This is a genomic window from Rhodococcus sp. H-CA8f (genome assembly GCF_002501585.1).
GTDB lineage: Bacteria > Actinomycetota > Actinomycetes > Mycobacteriales > Mycobacteriaceae > Rhodococcus_F > Rhodococcus_F erythropolis.
Window position 1 is genome coordinate 1,501,576 of the sequence record NZ_CP023720.1, and the last position, 24,122, is coordinate 1,525,697.

Annotated in this window: 22 protein-coding genes; 14 read left to right on the forward strand and 8 right to left on the reverse strand. The window is 62.1% G+C overall.

What is annotated here, in order from left to right:
- Position 1: 1 nt before the first annotated feature.
- Positions 2-805, forward strand: coding sequence for a TetR/AcrR family transcriptional regulator (locus CPI83_RS07230; RefSeq protein WP_097387013.1), 804 nt, complete (start codon positions 2-4; stop codon positions 803-805).
- Here CPI83_RS07230 and CPI83_RS07235 read toward each other — a convergent pair.
- Positions 740-1,723 carry a sugar-binding domain-containing protein gene (locus tag CPI83_RS07235; RefSeq protein ID WP_007733475.1) on the reverse strand — a complete coding sequence of 328 codons (984 nt, stop codon included), beginning with the start codon at positions 1,721-1,723 and terminating at the stop codon, positions 740-742. The genes CPI83_RS07230 and CPI83_RS07235 overlap by 66 nt on opposite strands.
- A gap of 239 nt (positions 1,724-1,962) precedes the next feature.
- Between CPI83_RS07235 and CPI83_RS07240 the strand changes: the two genes are divergently transcribed.
- From CPI83_RS07240 to CPI83_RS07250, 3 genes are all read left to right on the forward strand, one after another.
- Entirely contained in the window at positions 1,963-2,793 is an 831-nt protein-coding gene (locus CPI83_RS07240) for an MIP/aquaporin family protein (RefSeq protein WP_021345269.1), read from the forward strand.
- A 65-nt stretch (positions 2,794-2,858) separates the two neighbouring features.
- Complete coding sequence (glpK, locus tag CPI83_RS07245; RefSeq protein ID WP_020908780.1) at positions 2,859-4,367, forward strand: glycerol kinase GlpK; 1,509 nt, start codon at positions 2,859-2,861, stop codon at positions 4,365-4,367.
- Between the two features lie 48 nt (positions 4,368-4,415).
- Positions 4,416-6,131, forward strand: a complete 1,716-nt coding sequence (locus CPI83_RS07250) for a glycerol-3-phosphate dehydrogenase/oxidase (RefSeq protein ID WP_097387014.1) — start codon at positions 4,416-4,418, stop codon at positions 6,129-6,131.
- Between the two features lie 64 nt (positions 6,132-6,195).
- Here the strand turns inward: CPI83_RS07250 and CPI83_RS07255 are convergent, their stop codons facing one another.
- From CPI83_RS07255 to CPI83_RS07270, 4 genes are read right to left on the reverse strand one after another with little or no spacing between them, the layout of a single operon-like run.
- Complete coding sequence (locus CPI83_RS07255) at positions 6,196-7,473, reverse strand: HAMP domain-containing sensor histidine kinase (RefSeq protein ID WP_097387015.1); 1,278 nt, start codon at positions 7,471-7,473, stop codon at positions 6,196-6,198.
- Complete coding sequence (locus tag CPI83_RS07260; protein WP_097387016.1) at positions 7,470-8,147, reverse strand: response regulator transcription factor; 678 nt, start codon at positions 8,145-8,147, stop codon at positions 7,470-7,472. Before CPI83_RS07260 ends, CPI83_RS07255 begins: the two co-directional genes overlap by 4 nt.
- A gap of 12 nt (positions 8,148-8,159) precedes the next feature.
- The gene (locus CPI83_RS07265; protein WP_020970477.1) at positions 8,160-8,723 is read right to left on the reverse strand and encodes a hypothetical protein; all 564 of its coding nucleotides are present in this window, start codon (positions 8,721-8,723) and stop codon (positions 8,160-8,162) included.
- Positions 8,716-9,372, reverse strand: coding sequence for a hypothetical protein (locus tag CPI83_RS07270; protein ID WP_020970476.1), 657 nt, complete (start codon positions 9,370-9,372; stop codon positions 8,716-8,718). Before CPI83_RS07270 ends, CPI83_RS07265 begins: the two co-directional genes overlap by 8 nt.
- Before the next feature lie 256 nt (positions 9,373-9,628).
- Between CPI83_RS07270 and CPI83_RS07275 the strand changes: the two genes are divergently transcribed.
- The 7 genes from CPI83_RS07275 to CPI83_RS07305 all read left to right on the forward strand — a co-directional run bounded on the left by CPI83_RS07275 (position 9,629) and on the right by CPI83_RS07305 (position 17,208).
- Entirely contained in the window at positions 9,629-10,195 is a 567-nt protein-coding gene (locus CPI83_RS07275; protein ID WP_020970475.1) for a hypothetical protein, read from the forward strand.
- 63 nt (positions 10,196-10,258) lie between these two features.
- A complete protein-coding gene (locus CPI83_RS07280) occupies positions 10,259-10,720 on the forward strand; it encodes an RNA polymerase subunit sigma (RefSeq protein WP_097387017.1) in 462 nt (153 codons plus the stop codon).
- Positions 10,721-10,956: 236 nt separating this feature from the next.
- Complete coding sequence (locus tag CPI83_RS07285; protein WP_044479496.1) at positions 10,957-11,880, forward strand: thiamine pyrophosphate-dependent dehydrogenase E1 component subunit alpha; 924 nt, start codon at positions 10,957-10,959, stop codon at positions 11,878-11,880.
- Between the two features lie 10 nt (positions 11,881-11,890).
- Entirely contained in the window at positions 11,891-12,940 is a 1,050-nt protein-coding gene (locus tag CPI83_RS07290; RefSeq protein WP_198586338.1) for an alpha-ketoacid dehydrogenase subunit beta, read from the forward strand.
- A 2-nt stretch (positions 12,941-12,942) separates the two neighbouring features.
- A complete protein-coding gene (locus tag CPI83_RS07295; protein WP_070385567.1) occupies positions 12,943-14,460 on the forward strand; it encodes a 2-oxo acid dehydrogenase subunit E2 in 1,518 nt (505 codons plus the stop codon).
- A gap of 6 nt (positions 14,461-14,466) precedes the next feature.
- Positions 14,467-15,864: a dihydrolipoyl dehydrogenase gene (gene lpdA, locus CPI83_RS07300; protein ID WP_097387018.1), complete on the forward strand. Its 1,398-nt coding sequence runs from the start codon at positions 14,467-14,469 to the stop codon at positions 15,862-15,864.
- A gap of 105 nt (positions 15,865-15,969) precedes the next feature.
- Entirely contained in the window at positions 15,970-17,208 is a 1,239-nt protein-coding gene (locus CPI83_RS07305) for a helix-turn-helix domain-containing protein (protein ID WP_097387019.1), read from the forward strand.
- A 10-nt stretch (positions 17,209-17,218) separates the two neighbouring features.
- Here CPI83_RS07305 and CPI83_RS07310 read toward each other — a convergent pair whose 3' ends face one another.
- Positions 17,219-18,430 (reverse strand): low temperature requirement protein A, encoded by a 1,212-nt coding sequence (locus CPI83_RS07310; protein WP_097387020.1) that lies wholly within the window; start codon positions 18,428-18,430, stop codon positions 17,219-17,221.
- Positions 18,431-18,622: 192 nt separating this feature from the next.
- Between CPI83_RS07310 and CPI83_RS07315 the strand changes: the two genes are divergently transcribed.
- Together CPI83_RS07315 and CPI83_RS07320 are read left to right on the forward strand one after the other, a co-directional pair.
- Positions 18,623-18,850 carry a flavin reductase gene (locus CPI83_RS07315; RefSeq protein WP_223257974.1) on the forward strand — a complete coding sequence of 76 codons (228 nt, stop codon included), beginning with the start codon at positions 18,623-18,625 and terminating at the stop codon, positions 18,848-18,850.
- Between the two features lie 21 nt (positions 18,851-18,871).
- On the forward strand, positions 18,872-19,162 hold the full coding sequence (locus CPI83_RS07320) for a hypothetical protein (protein WP_031333759.1): 291 nt from the start codon (positions 18,872-18,874) through the stop codon (positions 19,160-19,162).
- 9 nt (positions 19,163-19,171) lie between these two features.
- On the opposite strand, the gene CPI83_RS07325 is transcribed toward CPI83_RS07320, so the two are convergent.
- Positions 19,172-21,589, reverse strand: a complete 2,418-nt coding sequence (locus CPI83_RS07325; protein WP_019744892.1) for a lysylphosphatidylglycerol synthase transmembrane domain-containing protein — start codon at positions 21,587-21,589, stop codon at positions 19,172-19,174.
- Between the two features lie 211 nt (positions 21,590-21,800).
- Between CPI83_RS07325 and ppk2 the strand changes: the two genes are divergently transcribed.
- Positions 21,801-22,766 (forward strand): polyphosphate kinase 2, encoded by a 966-nt coding sequence (gene ppk2, locus CPI83_RS07330; protein WP_020970466.1) that lies wholly within the window; start codon positions 21,801-21,803, stop codon positions 22,764-22,766.
- A 13-nt stretch (positions 22,767-22,779) separates the two neighbouring features.
- Here ppk2 and mgrA read toward each other — a convergent pair whose 3' ends face one another.
- Positions 22,780-23,811, reverse strand: a complete 1,032-nt coding sequence (mgrA, locus tag CPI83_RS07335) for an L-glyceraldehyde 3-phosphate reductase (protein WP_070796082.1) — start codon at positions 23,809-23,811, stop codon at positions 22,780-22,782.
- Positions 23,812-24,122 lie beyond the last annotated feature (311 nt).

Sequence of the window (24,122 nt, forward strand, 5' to 3'; positions counted from 1 at the left end):
TATGGATCGCGGAGCGCTACCGAGAGCAGTTGAACTGGCCTGGGGACTGGACCAGCCGGGAACGCGGGGTCCCAAGAAGGGGCTCAGTCTCGAGCAAATTCTCGACACCGCGATCGAGTTGGCCGACGCGGAAGGTGTCACGGCTCTGTCGATGGGCCGCGTGGCCAAAGCGCTCGGGTTCACGACCATGTCGCTCTACCGCTACGTGGCAAGCAAAGACGAACTGATCGAACTGATTTCGGATCGGGTGATCGGGCCACCGCCGGTGATTCCCGACGGCGTGACCTGGCGCGTCAAGCTCGAGGCGTGGGCGAATCAGGAGTATGTCACGATGCTGAGTCGACCGTGGTGGCTCAAGCTGCCCATCACGGCTCCACCGACCGGGCCCAACAACATGGCGTGGCTCGACGCGGGTCTGAGCGCCCTCGACGGTGTCGACCTGAGTGCCGCGTCGAAGTTTCAGGTGGTGACCAACGTGTCGTTGTTCGTCATCGGCCGCGCCCGATTCTCGGCTGACCTGGCTACTCGTTCAGCGCAGTCGGCAGATGACGACGTCGCATACGGTGCTCTCATTGCTCGTGTCATCAATCGGGAGGAATTCCCCCACCTGAGTGCCGCAATCGAGGAGGGTGGCTTCGAGGACGGCAGCCCGGAGGGTGAGGCCGCCGGCGACGATGCCTTCGATTTCAGTTTCTCGCTTGGCTTACTGCTCGACGGAATCGAGAAGCTGGTGCAGCGGTCAGGACACCAGCGCGGTGGCACTGACGTCGTCGATGATCAGGTCGGTGATCAGCCCGCCCCGTAGTGCGCCCTCCAGCGCGGGCAGTTTTGCTGTTCCGGCGACGATGCACACGCGCCTGGCGACCTTCTCGAAAAGGTCCAGTCGTGGGCCGCTCGCGCGCTCGTTGAGTTCGATTCCGCGGTAGCTCCCGTCTGACCGGAAGAACACGGTTGCGATGTCGCCGACTACTCCGTCGCGTCGAAGTGCTTCTGCTTCATCGGGTTCGAGGTATCCGGCGGTGTAGACGTGACTCGGGACGTTACCGCCCGGTACGCCGATGCTGAAGACTGCCAGGTCCATTCGCTTTTGCATGTCCAGTACGCGTTTGATACTTCGTTCGCGCCACAACTGCTCCCGGGTCTCCGGGTAGTCGAAGAATGCGGGGACCGGAAATCCTTGGGGGAGAGCGCCGTAGGCGTCGGCGATGGTTCTGATGATGTCGCTGGCGTACGAGATTCCGGTGGTGCGAGTGTTCGCTGCGCCGTTGAGTTGCACGACGTACGAGTTGTACGTGCGTTTGGGGGCAAGGTGCTTGCTGACTTCACTGAGAGTGGTTCCCCAGGCGATCCCCATCACCATGTCGCTGTCGAAGAACGACGCGAGCAGGCGTCCGGCAAAGGTTGCGACCTTCTCGAGTCGCTCGAGATCGCCCACCAGTTCCGGCACCGTCACCACGTGGGCACGCACTCCGTATCGTTCCGAGAACTCGCGTTCGATGCGAGGAGCCTGGCCGTGCGGGGTGCTGATCTTGATCTCGACGAGGCCTGAGGTGCGCGCGTAGGTGATCAATCGGGAGACGGTGGATCGGGACACCCCCATGTCGCGGCCGATGGCAGCCATGGTCTGGTCCTGGAAGTAATAGAGGCGTGCGGCCTGAACGGCGTCGGCGATGCGAGGGTCCGCCGGATCGGAGGTAGCGGAGTCGGAAGTGGGAGTTTCCATGGGTTCGTCCTGTCTGCACGTACGTGCAAGAGCACTGAACCGAATCTTATCCGAGTAGAACCAGGTTGAGCCGCTCGATCACGCAAAGTCCCAGAAGTGTGTCTGTTACCCGCGTTACGGTGCGCAAATGACGCATTTGCACATATGTGCACGAGCTATGCGTGAATGTGCAATGGGCTTTACGCTACGGGTGCAGCAATCCAAACTATGACATGCATCACAACGAAGTGAGGGTGGGGATGGAGAAAGCCAAGCGATTGGGGCTTCCAGGCGAGTTGGCAGCCGAGTTCGCCGGAACGATGATCTTGATCTTGTTCGGCGTCGGAGTTGTGGCGCAGGTTGTGTCCGGCGGGAGCGGTGGGGGTCTCGGCGGACACGACAGTATTGCGTGGGCCTGGGGACTCGGCGTCATGTTCGGCATCTATGTCGCAGGCCGGGTGACGGGTGCTCATCTGAACCCCGCAGTGACCTTCGCCTTCGCGATCTTCCGGGGATTCTCCTGGCGCAAGGTGCTGCCGTACACCCTGGCGCAGACCGCTGGAGCCTTTGTCGCCGCGTTGATAGTCCGGTGGAATTACAACGACATGCTCAATGCGATCGATCCCGGACACACAACCGCCACCCAGACGATCTTCTCGACGATGCCCGGAAACGGAACGCTTCCGGTCAGTCTCGGCTCGGCTCTGATCGATCAGATCATCGGCACCGCCATCCTGTTGTTCCTCATCGTTGCAGTCACCGATTCTCGTGGAACTCCGCCGCTTGCGAATCTCGCGCCGTTTGTCGTCGGATTGATCGTGGTGGGAATCGGATTCGCCTGGGCGACCAACGCGGGGTACGCCATCAACCCGGCGCGCGACTTCGGGCCACGACTGGCGTCCTTCATCACCGGCTACGGCAGCGCCTGGCGAGATCAGTACGGGAGCTTGTATTTCTGGGTGCCCATCGTGGGACCCCTGATCGGCGCTCCGATCGGAGTGTTCCTCTACGACAAGCTGGTTGGAAGATTCCTGCCTGACGACGAGTCGGCGGAGGAAGCGACCGAGGAGCCGGCGTCGATACCGGCGTGACCGCGAAACATTATCTCTGACAGTCAATCTCTCGTACTTTCTTTCGATACCAAAGGGGTAGCACGATGACGCAGTTCGTAGCCGCGATAGACCAGGGAACCACCTCCACACGTTGCATGATCTTCGATCACAGTGGGCACGTAGTCGCTGTCGAACAGCACGAGCACACACAGATCTTTCCGCAGGCAGGCTGGGTCGAACACGATCCGATCGAAATTTGGGACAACGTCCGCAACGTCACCGCGGGCGCTTTGGCAAACGCGGACCTGACCGCGGCCGATATCGCGTCCGTCGGCATCACCAATCAGCGTGAGACAGCGGTGGTGTGGGAACGCGCCACCGGAAAACCCGTCTACAACGCAATCGTCTGGCAGGACACACGCACCGATCGAATCTGTACTGCACTCGCCGGCGAGGACGGGCCGAAGAAGTACACCGAAGTCACCGGATTGCCTTTGGCCACGTACTTCTCGGGTCCCAAGGTCAAGTGGATTCTCGACAACGTCGAGGGGGCGCGTGAGAAGGCCGAAGCAGGAGAGTTGTGCTTCGGCACGATGGACACCTGGGTGCTGTGGAACATGACCGGCGGCGTCGACGGCGGAGTGCACGCAACCGACCCCACCAATGCGTCGCGCACCCTGTTGATGGATCTCGACACTCTCGCTTGGGATTCGGCGATCTGCGCCGACATGGGCATCCCCGAATCGATGCTCCCCGAGATTCGCAGCTCGTCCGAAACTTTCGGATTCGTGCGCGAACGCGGAACGTTGTCCGGCGTGCCGATCGCCGGAATCCTCGGCGATCAGCAAGCAGCGACTTTCGGTCAGGCCTGCCTCTCACCCGGAGAAGCGAAGAACACCTACGGAACCGGCAACTTCGTGCTCCTCAACACCGGCACCGAAAAGGTGATGAGCAAGAACGGTTTGTTGACTACGGTCTGCTACAAGATCGGTGAGCAGCCAACGGTTTACGCGCTGGAAGGATCGATCGCCGTGACCGGTTCGCTGGTCCAGTGGCTTCGGGACAACCTCGGCATGATCGACAACGCGGCCGACATCGAGGTCAATGCGCGCTCTGTGGACGACAACGGTGGCGCGTACTTCGTGCCTGCGTTCTCGGGTCTGTTCGCACCGCACTGGCGCGCGGATGCCCGCGGTGCCATCGTCGGTCTGACCCGGTTCGTGAACAAGGGGCACCTTGCCCGGGCGGTACTCGAAGCGACTGCGTACCAGAGCCGTGAGGTGATCGAGGCGATGAACCTCGACTCGGGCGTCGACTTGAAGGTACTCAAGGTCGACGGCGGAATGGTCGCGAACGAACTCCTCATGCAATTCCAGGCCGATCTGCTCGACGTCGAGGTGATCCGCCCTGTCGTTGCGGAGACCACGGCATTGGGCGCTGCGTACGCCGCTGGTCTCGCGGTCGGGTACTGGGAGAGCGAGGACGACATTCGCAGCAACTGGGCGAAGGACAAGAGCTGGACGCCGTCGATGGATTCGGCCGAGCGTGAGCGGCTGTACGCAGGCTGGCAGAAAGCCGTCACTCGGACACTCGACTGGGTCGACGCAGACTGATAGCGGCGCCCGAATTTCTACCTATTTTCAAGTGAAGGAACCCTTTTCATGAGCACAGCACAAGCATTGAGTCCGTCCTCGCGGGCGGAGTCGCTGAAGAAGTTGGAAGAAACCGAACTCGACGTCCTGGTCATCGGCGGTGGCGTGGTCGGCGCGGGTAGCGCGCTCGATGCCGCAACTCGTGGTCTGAAGGTGGGCTTGGTGGAGGCTCGTGACTTCGCGTCCGGAACCTCGAGCAGGTCCAGCAAGTTGTTCCACGGCGGACTGCGTTACCTGGAGCAGTTCAATTTTGCGCTCGTGTTCGAGGCACTGCGTGAGCGGTCGCTCGTTCTGAACTCGCTGTGCCCGCATCTCGCGAAACCGGTGCCGTTCATCTACCCGCTCGAGAAGTTGATCGACCGGCCGTACGTCGGTCTGGGCATCGGCGTCTACGACGTGATGGGCGCAGGCCGCGGGGTTCCCTCACACCACAAGCATGTGGGAAAGAAGAAGACTCTCGAGTCGTTCCCTTCCGGAAAGCGCTCTGCTATCAGGGGTTCGGTCAAGTTCTACGAGGGCCAGGTAGATGACGCGCGCCACACGATGATGCTGGCGCGCACAGCAGCCGAATACGGCGCACTGTGCGTCAACAGCACCCGCGTAATCGGTTTTCTCCGTGAGGAGGACCGCGTTGTCGGAGTGAAGGCAGTGGATCTGGAAACGGGTCGCGCGTTCGAGATCCGTGCTCGTCAGGTCATCAACGCCGCCGGGGTCTGGACCGACGAGATCCAGGAAATGGTCGGTGGGCGAGGGCAATTCCAGGTTCGCGCTTCGAAAGGTGTGCACCTGGTCGTCCCGCGAAACCGCATCAACTCCTCTACCGGAATCATCACGCGGACCGAGAAGAGTCTGCTGTTCGTGATCCCGTGGGGAAGCCACTGGATCATCGGTACGACGGACACCGACTGGAACCTCGACCTCGCGCATCCGGCAGCGAGCCGAAGCGATATCGACTACATCCTCGGACATGTCAACAAGCTGCTCCAGGACGAGTTGACGCACGAGGACGTTGTCGGTGTGTACGCGGGACTGCGTCCGTTGTTGTTCGGCGAATCGGACTCGACCAGCACTCTCTCGCGTGAGCACGCGGTGTCGAGTCCGGTTCGAGGGTTGACGGTGGTCGCCGGTGGCAAGTACACGACCTACCGCGTGATGGCCAAGGACGCAGTCGATTCCGCGGTACACGGACTCGAACAGAAGGTGCCGAAGTCCTGCACCGAGCGTATCCAGCTGGTGGGTGCCGATGGCTATTTTGCCGCACACAACAATCGGCATCTCACCGCTGAGCGCACCGGGCTCCACGTTTCGACCATCGAGCACCTACTCGGGCGGTACGGCACTTTGGCTGACGAGTTGTTCGAACTCATCGAGGCGAGGCCTGAACTGGGGCAGCCGTTGGACTCCGCCCCTGAGTACCTCAGGGCGGAGATTCACTACGCCGCGAGTCACGAGGGTGCGCAGCATCTCGACGACTTCCTCACCCGTCGTACCCGCATCTCCATCGAGGTGACCGACCGCGGCGACGCGGCAGCCGCGGAAGTAGCCGAACTGGTTGCGCCGGTGCTGGGTTGGACTCCCGAGCACATTGCCGAGGAGATCGAACACTACCGGTTGCGTGTTGCAGCCGAGCGGGAATCGCAGGAGCAGCCCGATGACCTGACCGCTGATGCGGCGCGCCTTGGTGCACCGGACGTTCGCACCGGAGTCACTGTCGGACAGGTTTGAACCTGAGACACCACTGATCGGCCGGGGCATTGCGTCCCGGCCGATCGGCCGAACTGGCTCGGTGTCAAGCGAACTCGTCTGGCGGGCATTCGGGGAGGTCGATCGTCACCACAGCGCCGCCGTTCGGATGGTTCGAGAAGTTGATACGAGCGCCGATGACCGCCGCTTGCCCGACTACGATCGTCAAGCCGAGGCCCAGGCCCGAGTTCGGGCCGCGTTCGACGCAATCGGTCTGAAATCTCTTCGGCCCCTGACGAAGCCACTCTTCAGTGAACCCGCTGCCCCGATCCCGCACCGTGATGCGGGAGTGGTCGACGTCGACATTGATCGGCGGCTTTCCGTGATTTCGAGCATTCAAGATCAGGTTGGCGATGATCCGCTCGAGCCGACGTGCGTCGGTGTGCGACACAGGCGTCCAGTGAACTCTCACTTCGCACTCCACCCCGGTGGTGGAAATCGCGTGGTGAACCACCGGTGCCAGTTCCACCGATTGGATGTCAGCGTGCTCGGACGTGGTGTCGAGGCGGGCCACTTCGATGACGTCCTCGGCAAGCCTTCTGAGTTTATGGACGCCGTCGCGCACTAATTCGGTAGGCCTACCTGGCGGCAGAAGCTCTGCGGCGCCGACCAGTCCGGAGATGGGTGTTCTGAGGTCATGCGCGATGTTGGCTGTCACGCGCTTCTCGGCGTCCAATTGTCCCCGCAGCGCATCCGACATTGCGTCGACCGCATCCGCCAGCTCGGTGATCTCGTCGTCGAAAAGCGACCAGGTGACCGAGCGGACGCGGATGTTCGCTCCGGTGGACACTTTGCGAGCCGCACGGGCGGCCGAGCGCAATCGATACGACATCGCGAGTCCAAGCAGCACACCCAGGACGGCACCCGCTGCGATCACTGCGATGGTGGCATTGCGAAGTGTCCGATCGACGCTGGCGATCGATTCCCGCTGCGCGGTGTACGGGACGCGAATCGCCACCACCTGAGTGTTGACGTCGGCAGCAGCCCAGACAAATGGCTGGTCCCCGCTGTTGACAAGGTAGGTGGCACGTTTGCCGCCCGCCACGGCCTGACGCAACTCTTCCGGAACGTCGAGACCATCTGTGGTGGCGCGGAACAGCGCACGCATGCTGCCCGTTTCGTCCTGCAGCACCAGTTGGAGATTGCGATCCGCTGCCGCCCGCGCTGCATTCTCTTGGTTGTGTGAAAAGGTTTGATGCATCACGGTACTGAGCGTGATCGAGGCGACGGCAATCACGAACGTGATCGCTGCAGCGATCTTCCACTGAAACGACAACCGCCTCCCGGTGGACGGGAGCTTGGCGGCGAGATCCCGCGATCTCACCGATGGTTGTCCATCGTGTAGCCGAACCCCCGGACGGTTCGGATCTGTTCGGAGCCGATCTTCGTGCGCAATCGCTGAATGTGAACGTCGACGATGCGCGTATCGCCGCCCCAGTCGTAATCCCAGACGTCCGAGAGCAGTTCGGAGCGAGACCAGACTTTGCGCGGCACACTCACCATGATCAGGAGCAGCTTCATTTCAGTGGGGGTGAGTGCCACTTCGGCGCCCGAACGCGTGACGGTCACCAACTCGCGATCGATCTCCAGATCGCCGAGAGTCACGATGTCTTTCTCCGTACCGGAATGGGATTCGACCCGCCGGAGCACACTTCGGATACGGGCCACCAGGACACTGCTGTCGAAGGGCTTGGTGACGTAGTCGTCGGCACCGGCTTCCAATCCGAGAACGATGTCGACCGGGTCGTCGCGCGCGGACAGCATGATGACCGGCACCGACAGTTCCTCACGAATGCGTCGGCACAGGCTGATTCCGTTCAGGTCGGGAAGCATCACGTCGAGGACGGCGATATCCGGCTTGGCGTCGACCGCCAAATCCATTCCGGTCAACCCACCCGATGCGGTGATCACCCGAAACCCGTTGCGTTCGAGATTCAATTGCGTTGCTTCGCGGATGACAGCGTCGTCTTCGACCAGCAAAATCAACGGATCGGTCATCGGCCTTCGCTTTCATGGGAACGGAACACTCTCAAACCCTTCACCGGTCCACTTGTATGCAGTCGACGATTGACAGAACTCCGGAATGCCGGGGTCTTTGCACAGGTCGACCATGACCGACAATCCTCCGGTTGAGCCGACGACGTAGCGTCCTGGGTCTTGCACTCCGAAGACTTTGTGAGCGCCCGATTCGTCGATCTGGTAGACGAATCCGGCGACCATGAAGCTGACCGGTGGGGCCGGTCGTCCCCAGATGCCGACAGACTCGCAGGTGAAGACATTGACGACGGCATCTTGCCAAACGGCGTCCGTCACGTGGGAGTACCGGATTTCGAAGGGGAAGTTCGCATCCCCGCACAGTCGGAGACTGTCCTTGACCGCATCGGACACTTCCGGGTCTGCTCTGAGGAGGGCAACAGGATCGATGCTCAAGCCCTGTGAGAGATCCGAGGGGTCGAGTGATGCTGCGATATTCGGAGTGGGTTCTGATTCAGGCTCGGTGGAACAGGAGGCGAGAGCAAACGCGACCGGCAGGCAAAGACCGGCGAGCATCGCGCGGCGACGGCGATCAATCACGGATGAACTCCGTTCCATCCCAGTGGAACTCGGTTCGCAGCGGCGGACGCGGGCAACATTCGAACTCCGGTGGCCGCGGATCCGTTTCCAGGACAGACAAACTCGCGGCGCGCTGACCGCTGACGATGAATTTTCCGCGCTCTTCGACGGAGAACAGGCGCTCACCCAGTTCGGGATTGTCTTCACTCGAACCGGCCTTGCCGCTGCGGTAGACGTAGCCGGCGAGGTTGACCGAAATCGATACTCCGGTCCCGGGTTGGTGGGCAGGTTGGCACGGATACACATTCATGACGACCAGTTCGGTCTCCGGCACGATACGAGGTGCGCCTGGATCGAGAAGGATGGATCCGACAGAGATCGGATACCAGTCCGGGCACGATCGGAGTTCTGTCTTCACGCCCTCCGACACCCCTGGGTCGTCGAGAAGCGCACGGCCCAACCTCGAATTCTCGGCAACCCGTCTGGCCAGGTCGGCGGGCTGTGTGACGGACAATCCGGTGGAAGCGACATCGCCTTCGATCACAACACCCTGAGTGGACCCGCATCCGGTGATCACGGACGCTCCGACGGCCGCTGTCGCGAGTGCCGTACCGAACAGCCTGCGAGTGCGGCCTGTTCGGCCCTCGCAGATCTCATTCCGATACAACACTTTCCCCTCCCCGGCCGGTGCGAACTGTCTCATCGGCATGCGCACTTTTCATAGGATCACACGTGATCTCGATATCGGCGTTTCGCCACCCACCGTTACGTAATCGTATGAATGTCGGGACCGTTGAGAGTTGGTACGCGACCGCCGGAATTCTGTTACGAAACCGATGGAATCAGGCTTTTAGAGTGAGTCACGTCGATGTTCGCCATTTGAGGTGAACGGACCCGAATTTCTGTATCGAGGAGCGTGAGAGCACATGCCTGATGTTTTGCTGACCAACAAGTCTCGGCGCCTGCGAGTGTTCCTTGCCGTACTGACGATCGGAAGCGCGTGCGCCATGACCGCGTGTTCGAGTGAAGACACCACTGCACCTGAAAACGGTTCGACGGCTACGTCAGTGGTCGCGGCGTCCGCGACCACACCCCCGCTGACCACGGTGGCACCTACGTCGGAGACAGTCGAAAATTCGAATTCGGCCGGCAGCGCGGACGAATCCACCCCGGGAGTCCCGGCGGGTGGAGCAGCACCGGCCTGGACGCCGGTCTCGGCCAGCACAGTTGCCCCTGCGGCCCCTGGTCCGGCTACCGGGTCGACCAAGTGCACCGATCAGATCAACTATGCGGGCGATCCTCGTTCGAATGCAGAGATCAACAGCATCGGAGAGCAGATGGGTTCATGCCCGGCCCCGCTCCCATCCGGTGCCGTCGAACCCCCCGAGAAGTGCACTGACCAGATCAACTACGGCGCTGACCCTCGTTCCAACGCCGAGATCAACATCATCGGGGAACAAACCGGGATCTGCCCCGAGCCGATACGCCCCTAGCGAGCTCGAAACCTGAGCAGTAGTCGGGAATTCGACCAAGGGTGGAACCAGGGGGAGATCGGAATGACAAGCAGGGCAGGTGGACGTTCGATCGACGGTGTTGCCGACGATGCGTCCCGAGGGGATCGTGACGCGATTGCGGAACTCCTTCAACGCATCGTGCCTCTGGTGACGCGGCGCTGTCGTGCCGAATTGCGACCGGTCGACGCTGACCGTATTGCCGTCGGCATTTGCGGTTCCGTCCTGGCCGATATCCAGCGACGACGACGCGCCGGAGAAGCGTTCCTCGCGCATCTGTACGACGCGATCAGTCGCGAAATCGATTCGCTACCCGCATCCAGTCGACGCACTCTGCCGTTCGGCGATCTGTCGGCCGTCGAACGCAATGTCTTGGTAGCTCGCATCGTTGTCGGTTTCGACGTGCGCGAGACGGCGCTGTCACTGAGAACAACAACGAGCGCCGTCGAACTCGTACAACACCGCGCGCTGTCCAAGATCAGACGCGGCAGCCTCAGCGGCGCCTGAGTCAACGCTCGAAAGTCAACAGCTGCAACCCTTCGCAACTCCCGGCAACCTCACGCAACTCTTTCTCTTCGCCCGTGACCTACACGACACTGCATGGCGACGAGTGATCGAGAACGAGGAGTGTGACGGTGGTTCAACGGACGGCGCAGAAGCCGGCAACGTCAGGATCGAAAAAGACCGGGGCCAAGCCTCATTCAGGGCTGGACCGGGATGCATTGCTGAAGGCGTACGAGAAGATGTCGCGCATCCGCGCGTTCGAGGATCGATTGCACGAAGAGAATGCAACCGGTGACATCCCCGGCTTCATTCACCTCTACTCGGGCCAGGAAGCCATCGCGGTGGGAGTGTGCGAGAACCTGAGCGACGCCGACTACATCGGATCCACTCACCGCGGTCACGGGCACTGCATCGCCAAGGGCTGCGATCTGAACGGCATGATGGCCGAGATCTTCGGCAAGGACGACGGCTTGTGCCGCGGTAAGGGTGGGTCGATGCACATCGCCGACCTGTCCGTGGGAATGCTGGGTGCCAATGCGATTGTCGGCGGAGCACCGTCGTTGGCGATCGGCGCTGCACTGAGTGGCAAGACACTTCGAAACGGCGTCATCGCAGCGTCGTTCACGGGAGACGGTGGATCCAACCAGGGAACCGTCTTCGAGGCGATGAACATGGCTGTGGTGCTGGATCTTCCGATCGTCTTCGTGATCGAGAACAACGGATTCGGTGAAGCAACAGGAACCGACTACGCGGTGGGCGCACCCGACATCGCCGCCCGCGCTGCATCCTTCGGAATGCCTGCCGTCAAGGTGGACGGCACCGACTTCTTCGCGGTCTACGACGCGATGGCGGAAGCATCCGAGCGAGCCAGGACCGGCGGTGGCCCCACCACGATCGAGGCGGCCGCATTCCGTTGGCATGGCCACTTCGAGGGTGACGCGCAGCTGTACCGCACGGCGGAACAGGTTGCGCAACTACGGGAAACCAAGGATCCGCTCAAGAATTTCCGTAGCAGTGTGGATGCGAAGAAGGTCAGCACCGCTGATCTGGACGCGGTGGACGAGCAGTCGCGAGTGCTGGTGGACGAGGCGGTAGCGAAGGCGCGCGCCGCGGCGTACCCACCAGTCGAAAATCTGCTGACCGATGTCTACGTGTCGTACTGAGGAGCCCGAGATGACAAGCGTGGAAGCCACGAACGTGTCGAAGAAGACCTACCGCGAGGCCGTCAAAGAGGCCATCGCTCAAGAAATGCAACGAGATCCGAGCGTCGTCCTGATCGGTGAGGACGTACGCGGTGGGCATGCCGGTACCAATCCCGATCTGGAGACGAAGAAGATCGAGGCATTCGGCGGTGTCCTGGGTGTCACCAAGGGATTGTGGACGGAGTTCGGATCGGAGCGTGTAATCGATACCCCGATCACCGAATCCGCGATCATCGGAATGGCTGCCGGAGCCGCACTGACCGGGCTGAGGCCGGTCGCCGAGCTGATGTTCATGGACTTCTTCGGAGTCTCCTACGACGCGCTCTACAACCAGGCTGCCAAGTTCCGCTACATGTTCGGTGGCAAAGCCAGAACTCCGCTGGTGGTGCGAGGCATGATCGGCGCCGGCTTCTCCGCCGCTGCGCAGCACTCTCAGTCTCCGTACAACGTATTTGCCGCGGTGCCTGGGCTGAAAGTGGTCGCGCCGTCCAACGCCTACGACGCCAAAGGCCTACTCATCCAGGCCATCCGGGACGACGATCCTGTTGTGTTCTGTGAGCACAAGGTGCTCTACGACCTCAAGGTCGAGGTGCCGGACGAGCCGTACGCGATTCCGTTCGGCGTCGCCAACTACACCAGGCAGGGCGACGACGTCACGATCATCGCTTTGTCCGCAATGGTGAACCGCGCCAATGACGTAGCGGACAAGCTGGCCGCCGAGGGTATTTCGGTCGAGGTTGTCGATCCTCGTACCGTCTCACCATTGGACGAGGACGGCATCCTCGAATCCGTCGCATCGACCGGGCGCGTCGTGATCGTCGACGAATCCGCCGCCCGCTGCGGTTTCGGGCACGACGTGGCCGCGCTGATCGCCACCAAGGGATTCAACTACCTGAAAGCGCCGATCGAACTGATCACGCCGCCACATACTCCGGTTCCGTTCTCACCGACCCTCGAAACTGCCTGGCTGCCTGACGCTGCGCGCATCGAAGAGTCGGTTCGCAAGCTGGTGAGAGCCTGATCATGGCTGACATCAAAGCTATCGACATCCCCAAATGGGGGCTCTCCATGGAGGAGGGGTTGGTCAACGCGTGGCTCATCGAGGAAGGTGACTCGTTCACCAAGGGCCAGTTGATCTGTGAGATCGAGACCAGCAAGATCACCAACGAGTTGGAGGCGCCGTTCGACGGTGTTCTCCGCAAGATCGTCGGCATACCGGGGCAGACTCTGCCCGTCGGTGCCGTGATCGGTGTGTCCGCCGATGCGTCCACGACGGATGCGGAGATCGAGCAGTTCCTCGCCGCTCGCGGCGCAACCGCGCCGGCGGAAGAGCCGGCACCGTCACCAGCTGCCGAACCGGAGGCTCCCGCGACACCTACGGCTACACCCGCTGCGAAGGTGGTTGTTGCAGCGAAACCTGCACCAACCGGTTCCACCGTCGTACCGAGTGTTCTGCAGGGCACGACGCAGAGCGACGTGTTTGCGAGTCCTCGAGCACTCCGACGTGCCGAAGCGCTCGGAATCGATCTCGCCGCCGTAGTGGGTACCGGCCCACTCGGACGGATCAGTGTCCGAGACATCGACGACGCGATTCGTGACGCCGGTGGCACTGTTGCGACAGCAGCGCCGGCCACGAGATCCGGCCTCCCGCTGCGATCAACCGCCGACGACAGTGCCGTGCCTGCCACCCCGGTCGCACGCAGAACTGCCCGATCGCTGGGCGTCAACCTGCACGACTGTCGTCCGACAGGCTCGCGGGGACGCGTCTGCGTCGCCGACGTGCACGACGCCGCTCGTTCCGCGCAGCTCCTGCCAGAAGCGGCGGCTCAGACGGGAACCATTGCCGTCGAACCCGAGTACGACACAATTCCGTTCACGCCCATGCGATCGGCAATCGCGGGCAGGTTGCAGGCGTCCAAGCAGCAGGCTCCCCATTTCCGGCTCACGGCGGATCTCGAGCTCGATGCGCTCCTCGCTCTGCGCAAGGAGATCAATTCGACTGTCCCGGCTGTCAAGCTGTCGGTCAACGACTTCATCGTGAAGGCCTGCGCGGCTGCGCTGATGAAGGTGCCGGACGTGAACGTCCAATTCGATGCCGCGAACGAATCGGTTCTTCGATTCGCGTCGGCGGATGTCTCGGTGGCAGTTGCACTTCCGACCGGGCTGATCACGCCCATCGTGCGTGGCGCGAACACAAAGTCGTTGGCGGACATCTCCGGTGAGGTGCTCTCGTTGGCCACCAAGGCGAAGACCGGCAAACTCCGTCCCGAAGAATTCCAAGGCGGAACGTTCACGGTGTCCAACCTCGGCATGTTCGGGATCAAGGCATTCGACGCGATCATCAACCCGCCCCAGGGAGCGATCCTCGCCGTAGGTGCGGGGGAGAAGCGTGCCGTGGTGGTCGGCGACAGTGTTTCCGTCCGGACCGTGATGACCGTGACCCTCTCGTGCGATCACCGGGTGATCGACGGAGCCTTGGGCGCGACCTTCCTTCGGGAGCTCCAGCGCTTTGTCGCTTCTCCCGCGCTGATGTTGGTGTAAGGGGCTGTGGTGGAAAGCAATACGTCGAAGAAGTACGACGTTCTTGTCATCGGTGGTGGCCCCGGTGGTTACGTGGCGGCGATCCGGGCCGCCCAGTTGGGGTTGAACGTTGCGCTGGTAGAACGTGATCGCCTCGGCGGGATCTGCCTCAACTGGGGTTGTATCCCCACCAAAGCGATGCTTCACGGCGCGGACGTCGCGCATACCTTGAGTGAACTCGACAAATACGGATTCAGTTCGGCGTCTGTCCAGTTCGACATCTCGAAGTTGGTGTCGTTCAGCCGAGGGGTTTCGGAGAAATTGTCCGGCGGTGTTGCCTACCTGATGAAGAAGAACGGCGTAGACGTCATCTCAGGCACCGCGAAGTTGGTGGACAAGGGCGTCGTGTCCGTGGAAGGTCAGACGTATCGAGCCGACCACGTGATCATTGCAACCGGCGCCCGGCCGCGTTCGATTCCCGGGGTTGCCCCCGACGGTGATCGGGTGTGGACCTACTTCGACGCACTCGTCCCGAAGGAACTACCGAAGTCGCTGCTCGTGATCGGGTCCGGCGCGATCGGAGTCGAATTCGCCAGCCTGTACCGCGATCTCGGCACCGAGGTGACCATCGTCGAGATGGCACCACACATCATGCCGGTCGAGGACGAAGAGATTTCGGCGTTCGTTCGCAAGCAGTTCGAGAAGCGTGGCATCACGATTCACACCGGAGCCTCGGTGTCGGCGGTGACCGTCGGCGCCGACGCCGTCGAAGTGAACGTGCAGACGAGCGACGGTGTCCAGGCGGTGACCGTGGACCGGGTGTTGGTGGCTGCCGGGATCACCGGCAACGTCGAGGATCTGGGGTTGGAGGCTCTGGGCGTCGAGATCGAGCGTGGTGCGATCGTCACCGACCAGTGGTGCCGTACCAGTGCCTTCGGGATCTACGCGATCGGTGACGTCGCGGGCGCTCCATGTCTGGCGCACAAGGCAAGTCACGAAGCTGTCCTGTGCGTCGAAAAGCTGGCAGGCGTGCCCGATGTTCATCCGCTCGATCGCGACTACGTTCCGGGATGCACGTATGCCCGCCCGCAGGTGGCGAGTCTGGGTCTGACGGAGAAGCAGTGCGCCGGTACTGGTCGCAAGTTGCGGGTCGGACACTTCGACCTGCAGGCGAACGGCAAGGCATTGGCGATCGGCGAGGCCGAAGGCTTCGTCAAGACGATCTTCGACGCAGATACCGGGGAACTGCTCGGCGCGCACATGGTCGGTCCGGATGTGACCGAGCAGATCCAGGGTTTCGGTATCGCCCGATCCCTCGAAGCCACCGGCGATGATCTCGCCGAGGTCGTGTTTGCTCATCCGACGCTCTCGGAGGCAATGCACGAGTCTGTGCTCTCGGCGCTGGGGAGACCCCTCAACGCATGAGCACAGTCCGCGTGCGTGAACGCCGTCCTACGTTCACGCACGCGGACAACTCTGCAACCGGGTGCAACGCTCGCTTTCGATGACCCCATCACATAGGACTGGAGTGTGATCGGCGCAACGAATCGACTCGAACCGGCCCTGGGTAGTGGTGAAGACCCGGCGCAGTACGCACGTGTTCTCGAATCCGTGTACGAAGCAACGATGTCCGGGCGCAAACCGCCCGCGCGCCCGCGCTCCGTGATCGCCGATTCGTGGTCGCGTCTGCGCGCCCTCGGTCTCGATCCGGAGCGGTGTTCGATCACGAAGACCACTCGTGCCTCGGAGATCGAAGAGAGTCGGGGTGCGGCCGGAATGACGGAGATCTTCGACGAGGCGGTACGCGGTCTGGCACCGCTCGTCGGCCCGGACGACGCGAATTTGATAGTGGTGGCGGACCGACAGGGTCGCATCCTCTGGCGCCACGGGCCCGGTCGAATGCTGGATCGGGCCGAACGCCTCGGGATGATCGAGGGTGCGTCGTGGACCGAGGAAGCTGTCGGTACCAACGGGATCGGTACTTCGTTGGCATCAGGTTCGGCAGTGCAGGTGTTCTCGGCCGAGCACTACTCGCGCTCGCAGCATCCGTGGACTTGCTCCGGGGCGACGGTTCGGGATCCGCGTAGTCGCCGGGCGCTCGCCGTCGTCAACGTCGCCGGCGCCGCAGGCACTGTCCACCCGTCCACTCTCGCTTTGGTGGACAGTGTGGCCAGGCTGGCGGAATCCGCACTGCGGGAGAAGCATCGAATCGGATTGGATCGGCTTCGGATGATCTCGGCGTCGACGCTGGCTCGCGCGAGTCAGCCGACAATGGTTGTGGACCGTAGTGGCTGGGTTGCTGCGGTGGACTCGATGGCGCCGATCTACCGCATCGCACTGCCGAAAGTGATGACCAGCGGCGAGCATTGGCTCCCGTCACTCGGATTGTGTATGTGCGAGCCACTTCCGGGCGGCTGGCTCATCCGCCCTCAGGTGAACCCGGCGTCTGGAAATGTTTGTGCCGAAGTCGAATTGGACCTGCGAGATTCGAATGCGATGGAACTGCGGTACTCCTCGGACTTGGGAGGTTGGAGTATCGACCTCAGCCCGCGTCATTCGCAGATCCTCCTGGCTCTGACACAGGCGCCCGAGGGCCTCACGGCCTCGCAGCTCGCCTCAGAGTTGTTCGGCGATCCGCGCAAGACGGTGACCGTCCGGGCCGAGATGTCGAGGTTGCGTAAGCGATTGGCTGGAATCGTGCTGGCTCAGCCCTATCGCTTCGACCCGGCGGTGCGGGTAAAGACCGTCCCTGCTGTGCGCCTTTATTAACCGCGGGGGGTTAATAAAGGCGCACAGCAGAGCGGCGCGAACGCCGCACCTGCGCGTACTCGTAGCCGTTCTGCCAGGTCACGGTGGCCACCAGCACCCAGATGATCCACGTGGCGCTCATGTGCGTGCCGACAATGCCCATGACGATAGGGATGGCGGTGCAGGGGAGCGCCCAGCCGAGCAGCCACCGTCGGTCCGATCGCGCAAACAGCCCCGCCACGGTGCTGATTCCGAAATAGACTGCGATGCTTCCGCACAACAACCACCGCAGGTTCGCGGGTGTGTGTTCCGCGCCGTGTTCGGTGGCAGCTCCGAGGCCCGCGACCAGAACCGCGATAGCGCCGGTGGTGAAACAGTGCAGTGCCATGTCGATGCGAGCGGGAAACTTCTCGGGCTGCAGGTGCGGAACACCGGCGTGGCCGTAGAGAAGCGAGAGTGCCCACATGCCCGAGAGCAGGACATACGATCCGACGGCGAGGCTGACCACCGTGGAGTCCCAGGTGAGCTTCGAGGCTGCAGAGATCACGAGGATCACACCCTCACCCAGCACGATGATGACGTACAGGCCCAGTCGCTCGGCAAGATGAGCCCGATCGGAGTGCAGGGCTTCGAGTTCGGGCATCCGGTCGTCCTTGAACCCGCGAACCTTGATGATTCGGTCGAGCTTTTCCTGCGCGTCTTCCATGATCGCGCTGCCGGAGACGACGAACATGATCAGCAGATCGATGGTCACACCGGCGGTCCAGAGCCAGAACCGAGTTTCGCCCTCGAACCAGAACGAGACGATCCACGGGATCACACCGAGAGACATCTGGGCGATCGGCCAGTCCACTACTATCTGGCCGTTGTGCCACACCCGACTCGCCAGCAGGCGTACGGCCACGTAGGCGACAGCGAAGGCCAGCGCATGGTTGTCGTGGATGCCGGCCACGGCCGCCATCATGACGGCCAGTCCGAACATGGCGATCAGCATGCTTGGGATTCGGACACGGTCACCGGCAATGTTGCCGTACATCGTGAACGTCGCCCACGCGGTCCAGAACGCGAGATAGAGCAAGGCGTAGAGCGCGACATCCGACCACGACGGCGAACCGTGGAGCAGGTGAGCCAGCTGACCGATACCGGCAACTACGACCAGGTCGAAGAACAATTCGATCCATGACGCGTGTCGCTCGAGCACCGCCTTCTGCTTCGAGTCTGGTTCATTTCCGAGTTCCGACATAAAGCTCAGTATCGGTTATCGGCATCAACAGTGCTGGTAGGCAGCGAAGTTGTCCGTTTTTTTGAAGTTGTGCTTATGCTGTCCGCGCTCACGCGCGCGGCGTCAGGGAGGGGCATGCGAAGGCGCAACTCGACGCCGTCGACCACATGACGAAGAAGTACGCACAAGAGTTGGCAGACAAGGGCTAACGTCGTGAACGATCCACAGGGCAACAGGGCGTTGTGTTTTCGAGAAGCCATGGCGCACGTGTGCTCACCGAGACTGCCGGACGCTCCCATCTGGATCGTGTGCACCGTGGACGCCGTCGTGGACGGTGGTGATCACAAGATCGTGACAGGATCGGTGGACGACGCCTGGCACTGCGAGGCGAATCCACTGACCTATCACCGGCGTGTATTCGGTACGCACTCACCGTCGTGAGTGATCCAGGAAAGGATTGCCATGTATGTACTGGTGGACAACGGCCGCGTCAGCGTCCGCGAAGTGGACAACCTGAAGGCCTTTCACGTCGAGGTGACCGGCGACATCGCCGATTCCGAACTGGACGAGCTCTTGCGCCTTCGGAATTACGGATACGTCAGCGGTGGTAGTGCATTCATCTCGGTAGCCCGTGTTCGCGAGAGCGCCACTGACGTCGACGGAGTGGCGGCGATGGTCGACTACGCCCAAAGCAAGGGCTGGGTCGACGACGACGGTGAAGCGTTGCAGGCCCACATCGTTCGCCGGCAGTAGCGGGAACGCTCAGACCATGTCGTTCTTCTGCAGCCATCGCAGCGTCGGCCAGCCGCAGAACACCGGGAGCCAGCAGGTCAGGACTCGGTAGAGCAGAACCGACGGCACTGCGATGCTTGCCGGCAATCCGAACGCGGACAGGCCACCGATGAGGGCGGCCTCGACGGCTCCGACGCCACCCGGTGTCGGAGCTGCCGAGGCGAGGGTTCCACCGATCATCGTCACGATGGTGACGGTGATGAACGTGGTTCCGCCGCCGAATGCCTCGACGCTTGCCCACAGAGCCAGGGCGGCACCGAGAGTTGTTGCAGCGCTGCCGCCCACGATGATGAGGAATCGGGTCGGGTTTCGTGCAAGTTGGCTCAGTTCACCCAACACCTCGGTGATCTGAGGACGCAGATCGTCGCGCAGCCACCCACGAAGTTTCGGAATGAACATGAATGCACCGAGAACTCCGAGCGCGACGCCACCCGCCAGATACAGAACAGTGGATCCCGGGATGAAGTGCGAGAGGTTCGTATCGCGTCCGGCGACGATCGAGAAGAAGATCAGCAAGCCGACGTGGGTGACCACCTGAACCGTCTGTTGAAGCGCGACTGCGGCCGTTGCACGGACGGTACCGAGCCCGCCCTTCTGCAGGAACCGCACACTCAGGGCGAGCCCGCCGACTCCGGCCGGAGTAGTCGTCGCGGCAAAGGTGTTGGCCACCTGCATGATCAGGAGGTTGCGGTAACTGACCATCGACGACGCACAGGCCCACAGGGCCGCTGCCGCGCCGACGTACGTCAGTGCGGAGACGCCGAGGCCGAGCAGTGCCCACCACCAGTTGGCTGTCTTCAACTCCGTGATGAATGCGGGTACCTGGCTGATGAAGGGATAGGCGACGTAGACCAGTCCGATGAGCAGAACGAGCTGGATCAGTTGATTGCGACTGAATCGGGTGACCTGTGCGGGAGCGACCTTTTCGATCCCGTTCTTCGCGCCGACCTCGTCTCGGATCTCGGTCATCAATTTTGCGGAATCCTCGGCGGTCCGCCGAATTCGGTTGGGCAACGCCGAGGTGGTCAATCGGCCGGAGGCAGCGAGAATCGTGTCTGCGCCTTGCGCACGAATCGCGGCGTCCACCGCTGCGTCGACGCCGAACAGTGATGCGGTGGCAAAAAGAAGTTGGGCGTTGTCGGACTGCATCTGAACTTCGGTGGCGCCGAATTCGGAGTACGCGTAGCCGCCGAAGAGGATCGTTCCGCCCTCGACGCGAATCTCGGAAGCGCGCAGGTCACCGTGCGCCATCTGATGTACGTGAATGGTGTGCAGTGTTTGCCACAACGCGTCGATCAGTTTGGAGGATTCTTCCTCGTCCGCCTGGTTTTCGACGGCGACGGCAAGTGGGATACCGCGGGGGCTCGGGCGGGCGTACATCTCCCATCCGCGATCGAGCACCGAGATGGCGACGGCTTTGGAACTGGCCAGACCGATGTCGGCGAACGCGATACCCATCAGCGCGCGATGTTCGACGGCGCGCCGAAGCGATCCGTAAGGGGGAGGAGTTTCACGGTTCCGGAACGAGATCCAGCGGAACGTCTGTCGAATTGCTCCGCTGCTTCGCTGGTTCTGTCCGTACAACTCGACAATCAGTTCGTCGAACGGTTCGTCGTCCGGAGCCTTGTCGATGTCGGCGGACATGACCAGCGGGCCGATTCCCGAGGGACTCACGACGCGGAAAGCGGTGACGCGGTAACCACGCCGCGCGAGCACGCGTACTGCAGAGTCCAACGGCACTTCGAGGGCAGGTGTGCCGACGGCAAGAACGATCACCGCGCCGATCAGATAGCCGACGGCGAGACCCAGCATCGATCGGGCGGGAACGATCGAGCTGACGATCAGGTGAATGGGCGCAAACAGCAGAAGCAGCGTCCACCAGGCTCGTCGCCACTTTTTCGGTAGCCACGGACCCGAGACGGTGAGCACCGCCGCGAGCATCGCAATCCACCGCGGATCGTCGAGAAATTGGGACAGGAACGTGGCGTCGAGTCGGTCGGGGACGTCGAGGTGCCACTTGGGTGCGGCGAGTCCTGTGCCGGTGAACGACAGCGCGAGTCCGGCGCACAGGCCGGCAGCGGCGTATCCGGCCAGCAACTTCCATCGGCGCCCCACGATGAGCCCGATCAGAATGGCAAACGGTAGCGCCAGGATTGCGATGCCGTAGAGGAGGTACACAGTGTCGGACAGGCTCGGCGACAGCACTCCGACGATGTTGGACACCGACGTTTCGAGGGCGTCCCACTGACTTCGGGTGATCAGAGAGCCCGCGATGACGCCGCCGAGCAGCACGGCAGCGATCGCGACCCGCATGATGTCGCTCGTACGGCGGTGCAGTGGTGGCAGGAGGCTTCCCGTTACCGGGATCTCCCGTCCGTCTACTCGCATCTCGCCAGAACTCTCTTCTCTCGGGGGTTACCGACCGTCTCAGTTACCTCGATCAAGGTACCGCGTGGGGGTTCTGCGCCTGGGAAGCCGGACCTGTCGTTACCTCCTCGATGCCAAGCAACATTCGCTTCGGCCCCGCGGCGGAGGGCTTCGGCGCGTAAAATTCACTTTCCGGACGTTCGTTCATTTCGACGACAGGGAGTGCGTATTCATGAGCCCCGACTCCAGCGGTGTGGACGGTCGGGTTCCTGACCTGCCGACCCCGTCGACCAGAATTTCCGTCACCGAGGACTATGCGGCCGAGATCGACGAGCTCTCGAGTCTCAAGCACAAGCTCGGCGGACTCGAGCCCTCAGAGTTCGCGGATGCCTGGAAGCAGGGCTATCCGTACGAGAAGAAGATGTCGCGCCGCGAGTACGAGCGGAAGAAGCGGCGTCTGCAGATCGAGTTGCTCAAGCTGCAGCTGTGGGTCAAGGAAACCGGGCAGAAAGTGCTCATCATCTTCGAAGGTCGCGATGCTGCCGGTAAGGGCGGGTCGATCAAGAGGTTCACCGAGCATCTCAATCCTCGTGGTGCCCGGGTCGTCGCGCTCGAGAAGCCCACAGACATCGAGCGAACGCAGTGGTACTTCCAGAGGTATGTCGCACACCTACCCAGCGGCGGCGAGATCGTGATGATGGACCGGTCCTGGTACAACCGCGCCGGTGTCGAACGAGTGATGGGTTACTGCACGCCGACTCAGTACCTCGAGTTCATGAGAGAGACCCCGGACTTCGAGCGGATGCTCGTCAACTCCGGGATCCATCTGCACAAGCTGTGGTTCTCGGTCAGCCGGGAAGAGCAGTTGGCGCGATTCGCAGCCCGTCGAACAGACCCGGTGCGTCAGTGGAAGCTCTCACCGACTGATCTGGCTTCGCTCGACAAGTGGGACGACTACACGCAGGCCAAGGAAGCGATGTTCTTCTACACCGATACCGGGGATGCGCCCTGGACGGTGATCAAGAGCAACGACAAGAAGCGCGCCCGCCTCGAAGCGATGCGTCACGTGCTCGCCAGCTTCGACTATCCCAACAAGGATCACCGGGCAGTCGGTACTCCGGATCCCTTGATCGTCGGGCCTGCTTCGGCCGTATTCGAAGAGGGCGAGCACGTGAACGTGGAGTTGCCTCAGCTCTAGCGCAGATGATCGCTCAGATCGAACTGGCCTCTGCCCACAGATTGATGCCGCTGTCCTTTGCGTGCTGATCTATGGAGGCCAGTTCGGCTGCGCTGAATTCGAGATTGTCGAGCGCGCCGACGTTGGCTTCGAGTTGGGCGACGCTGGATGCACCGATCAATACCGAGGTGACCCGCGAATCGCGGAGTGCCCAACTCAGTGCCAGCTGAGCCAGCGACTGGCCGCGGTCTGCCGCGATGTCGTTGAGCGCGCGGATGTGGGTGAGAGCGTCGTCGGTCAACCACGACGGATCGAGTGACTTACCTTGGGCGGCCCGAGAATTCTCGGGGACGCCGTTCAGATACCGGTCGGTGAGCATGCCTTGCGCGAGCGGTGAGAACGCGATGACGCCCACGCCGAGATCGTCGACAGCCGAAAGCAGGTCCTGCTCGATCCACCGATTCAGCATCGAATAGCTCGGCTGGTGGATCAACAAGGGGACCCCCGCAGCGGCGAGCAGTGCGGCGATTTCACGGGTGCGCTCCGGCGAATACGAACTGATACCCGCGTACAGCGCCTTGCCCTGCTGGACGGCACTGATCAGCGCGCCTGCGGTCTCGTCGATCGGAGTTTCGGCGTCGGGGCGATGGCTGTAGAAGATGTCGACGTAATCGACTCCGAGTCGGCCGAGTGACTGGTCGAGGGATGACAGCAAGTACTTGCGGGAACCGCCGAACCCGTAAGGGCCGGGCCACATGTCCCACCCGGCCTTCGACGAGATGACCAATTCCTCGCGGTACGAAGAGAAATCCTCACGCAGGATCCTGCCGAAGTTCGTCTCGGCGCTTCCGTACGGCGGCCCGTAGTTGTTGGCCAGATCGAAGTGCGTGATTCCGAGATCGAATGCTCGCCGCAGGACTGCGCGCTGGTTCTCGATCGGTACGTCGTCGCCGAAGTTGTGCCAGAGCCCGAGCGAGATCGCCGGGAGTTTGAGACCGCTCCGACCGGTTCGGCGGTAGGGCATGGCTTCGTAGCGGTCCTGCGCGGCGACGTACTGATCGGACATGGTGCCTGCCTTCACATCGTTGTGGTTGAGCATTTACTCCCGACCATTATCGCCGACGGCATTCAGGTGTGCTGAACACTCGGGCGGCCCGTACGAAAATGCTTGCGGGTTAAAGCAATTCGATCGCTCTTCTGGACCGACGTTCAGGTTCGAGTCACAGTGCCGGGCGGCGGTGACGTCGACCACGTCTGGGTTCGCATCTAAGGGAACAGTAAGGAATCGCGGTTACCATGGTCACAGTCGATCGGCGATACCGATCGCCGATTCGCTTCGAACATGTTGCCCAGCAGCCGGATCCGGGGTCCGGCGAG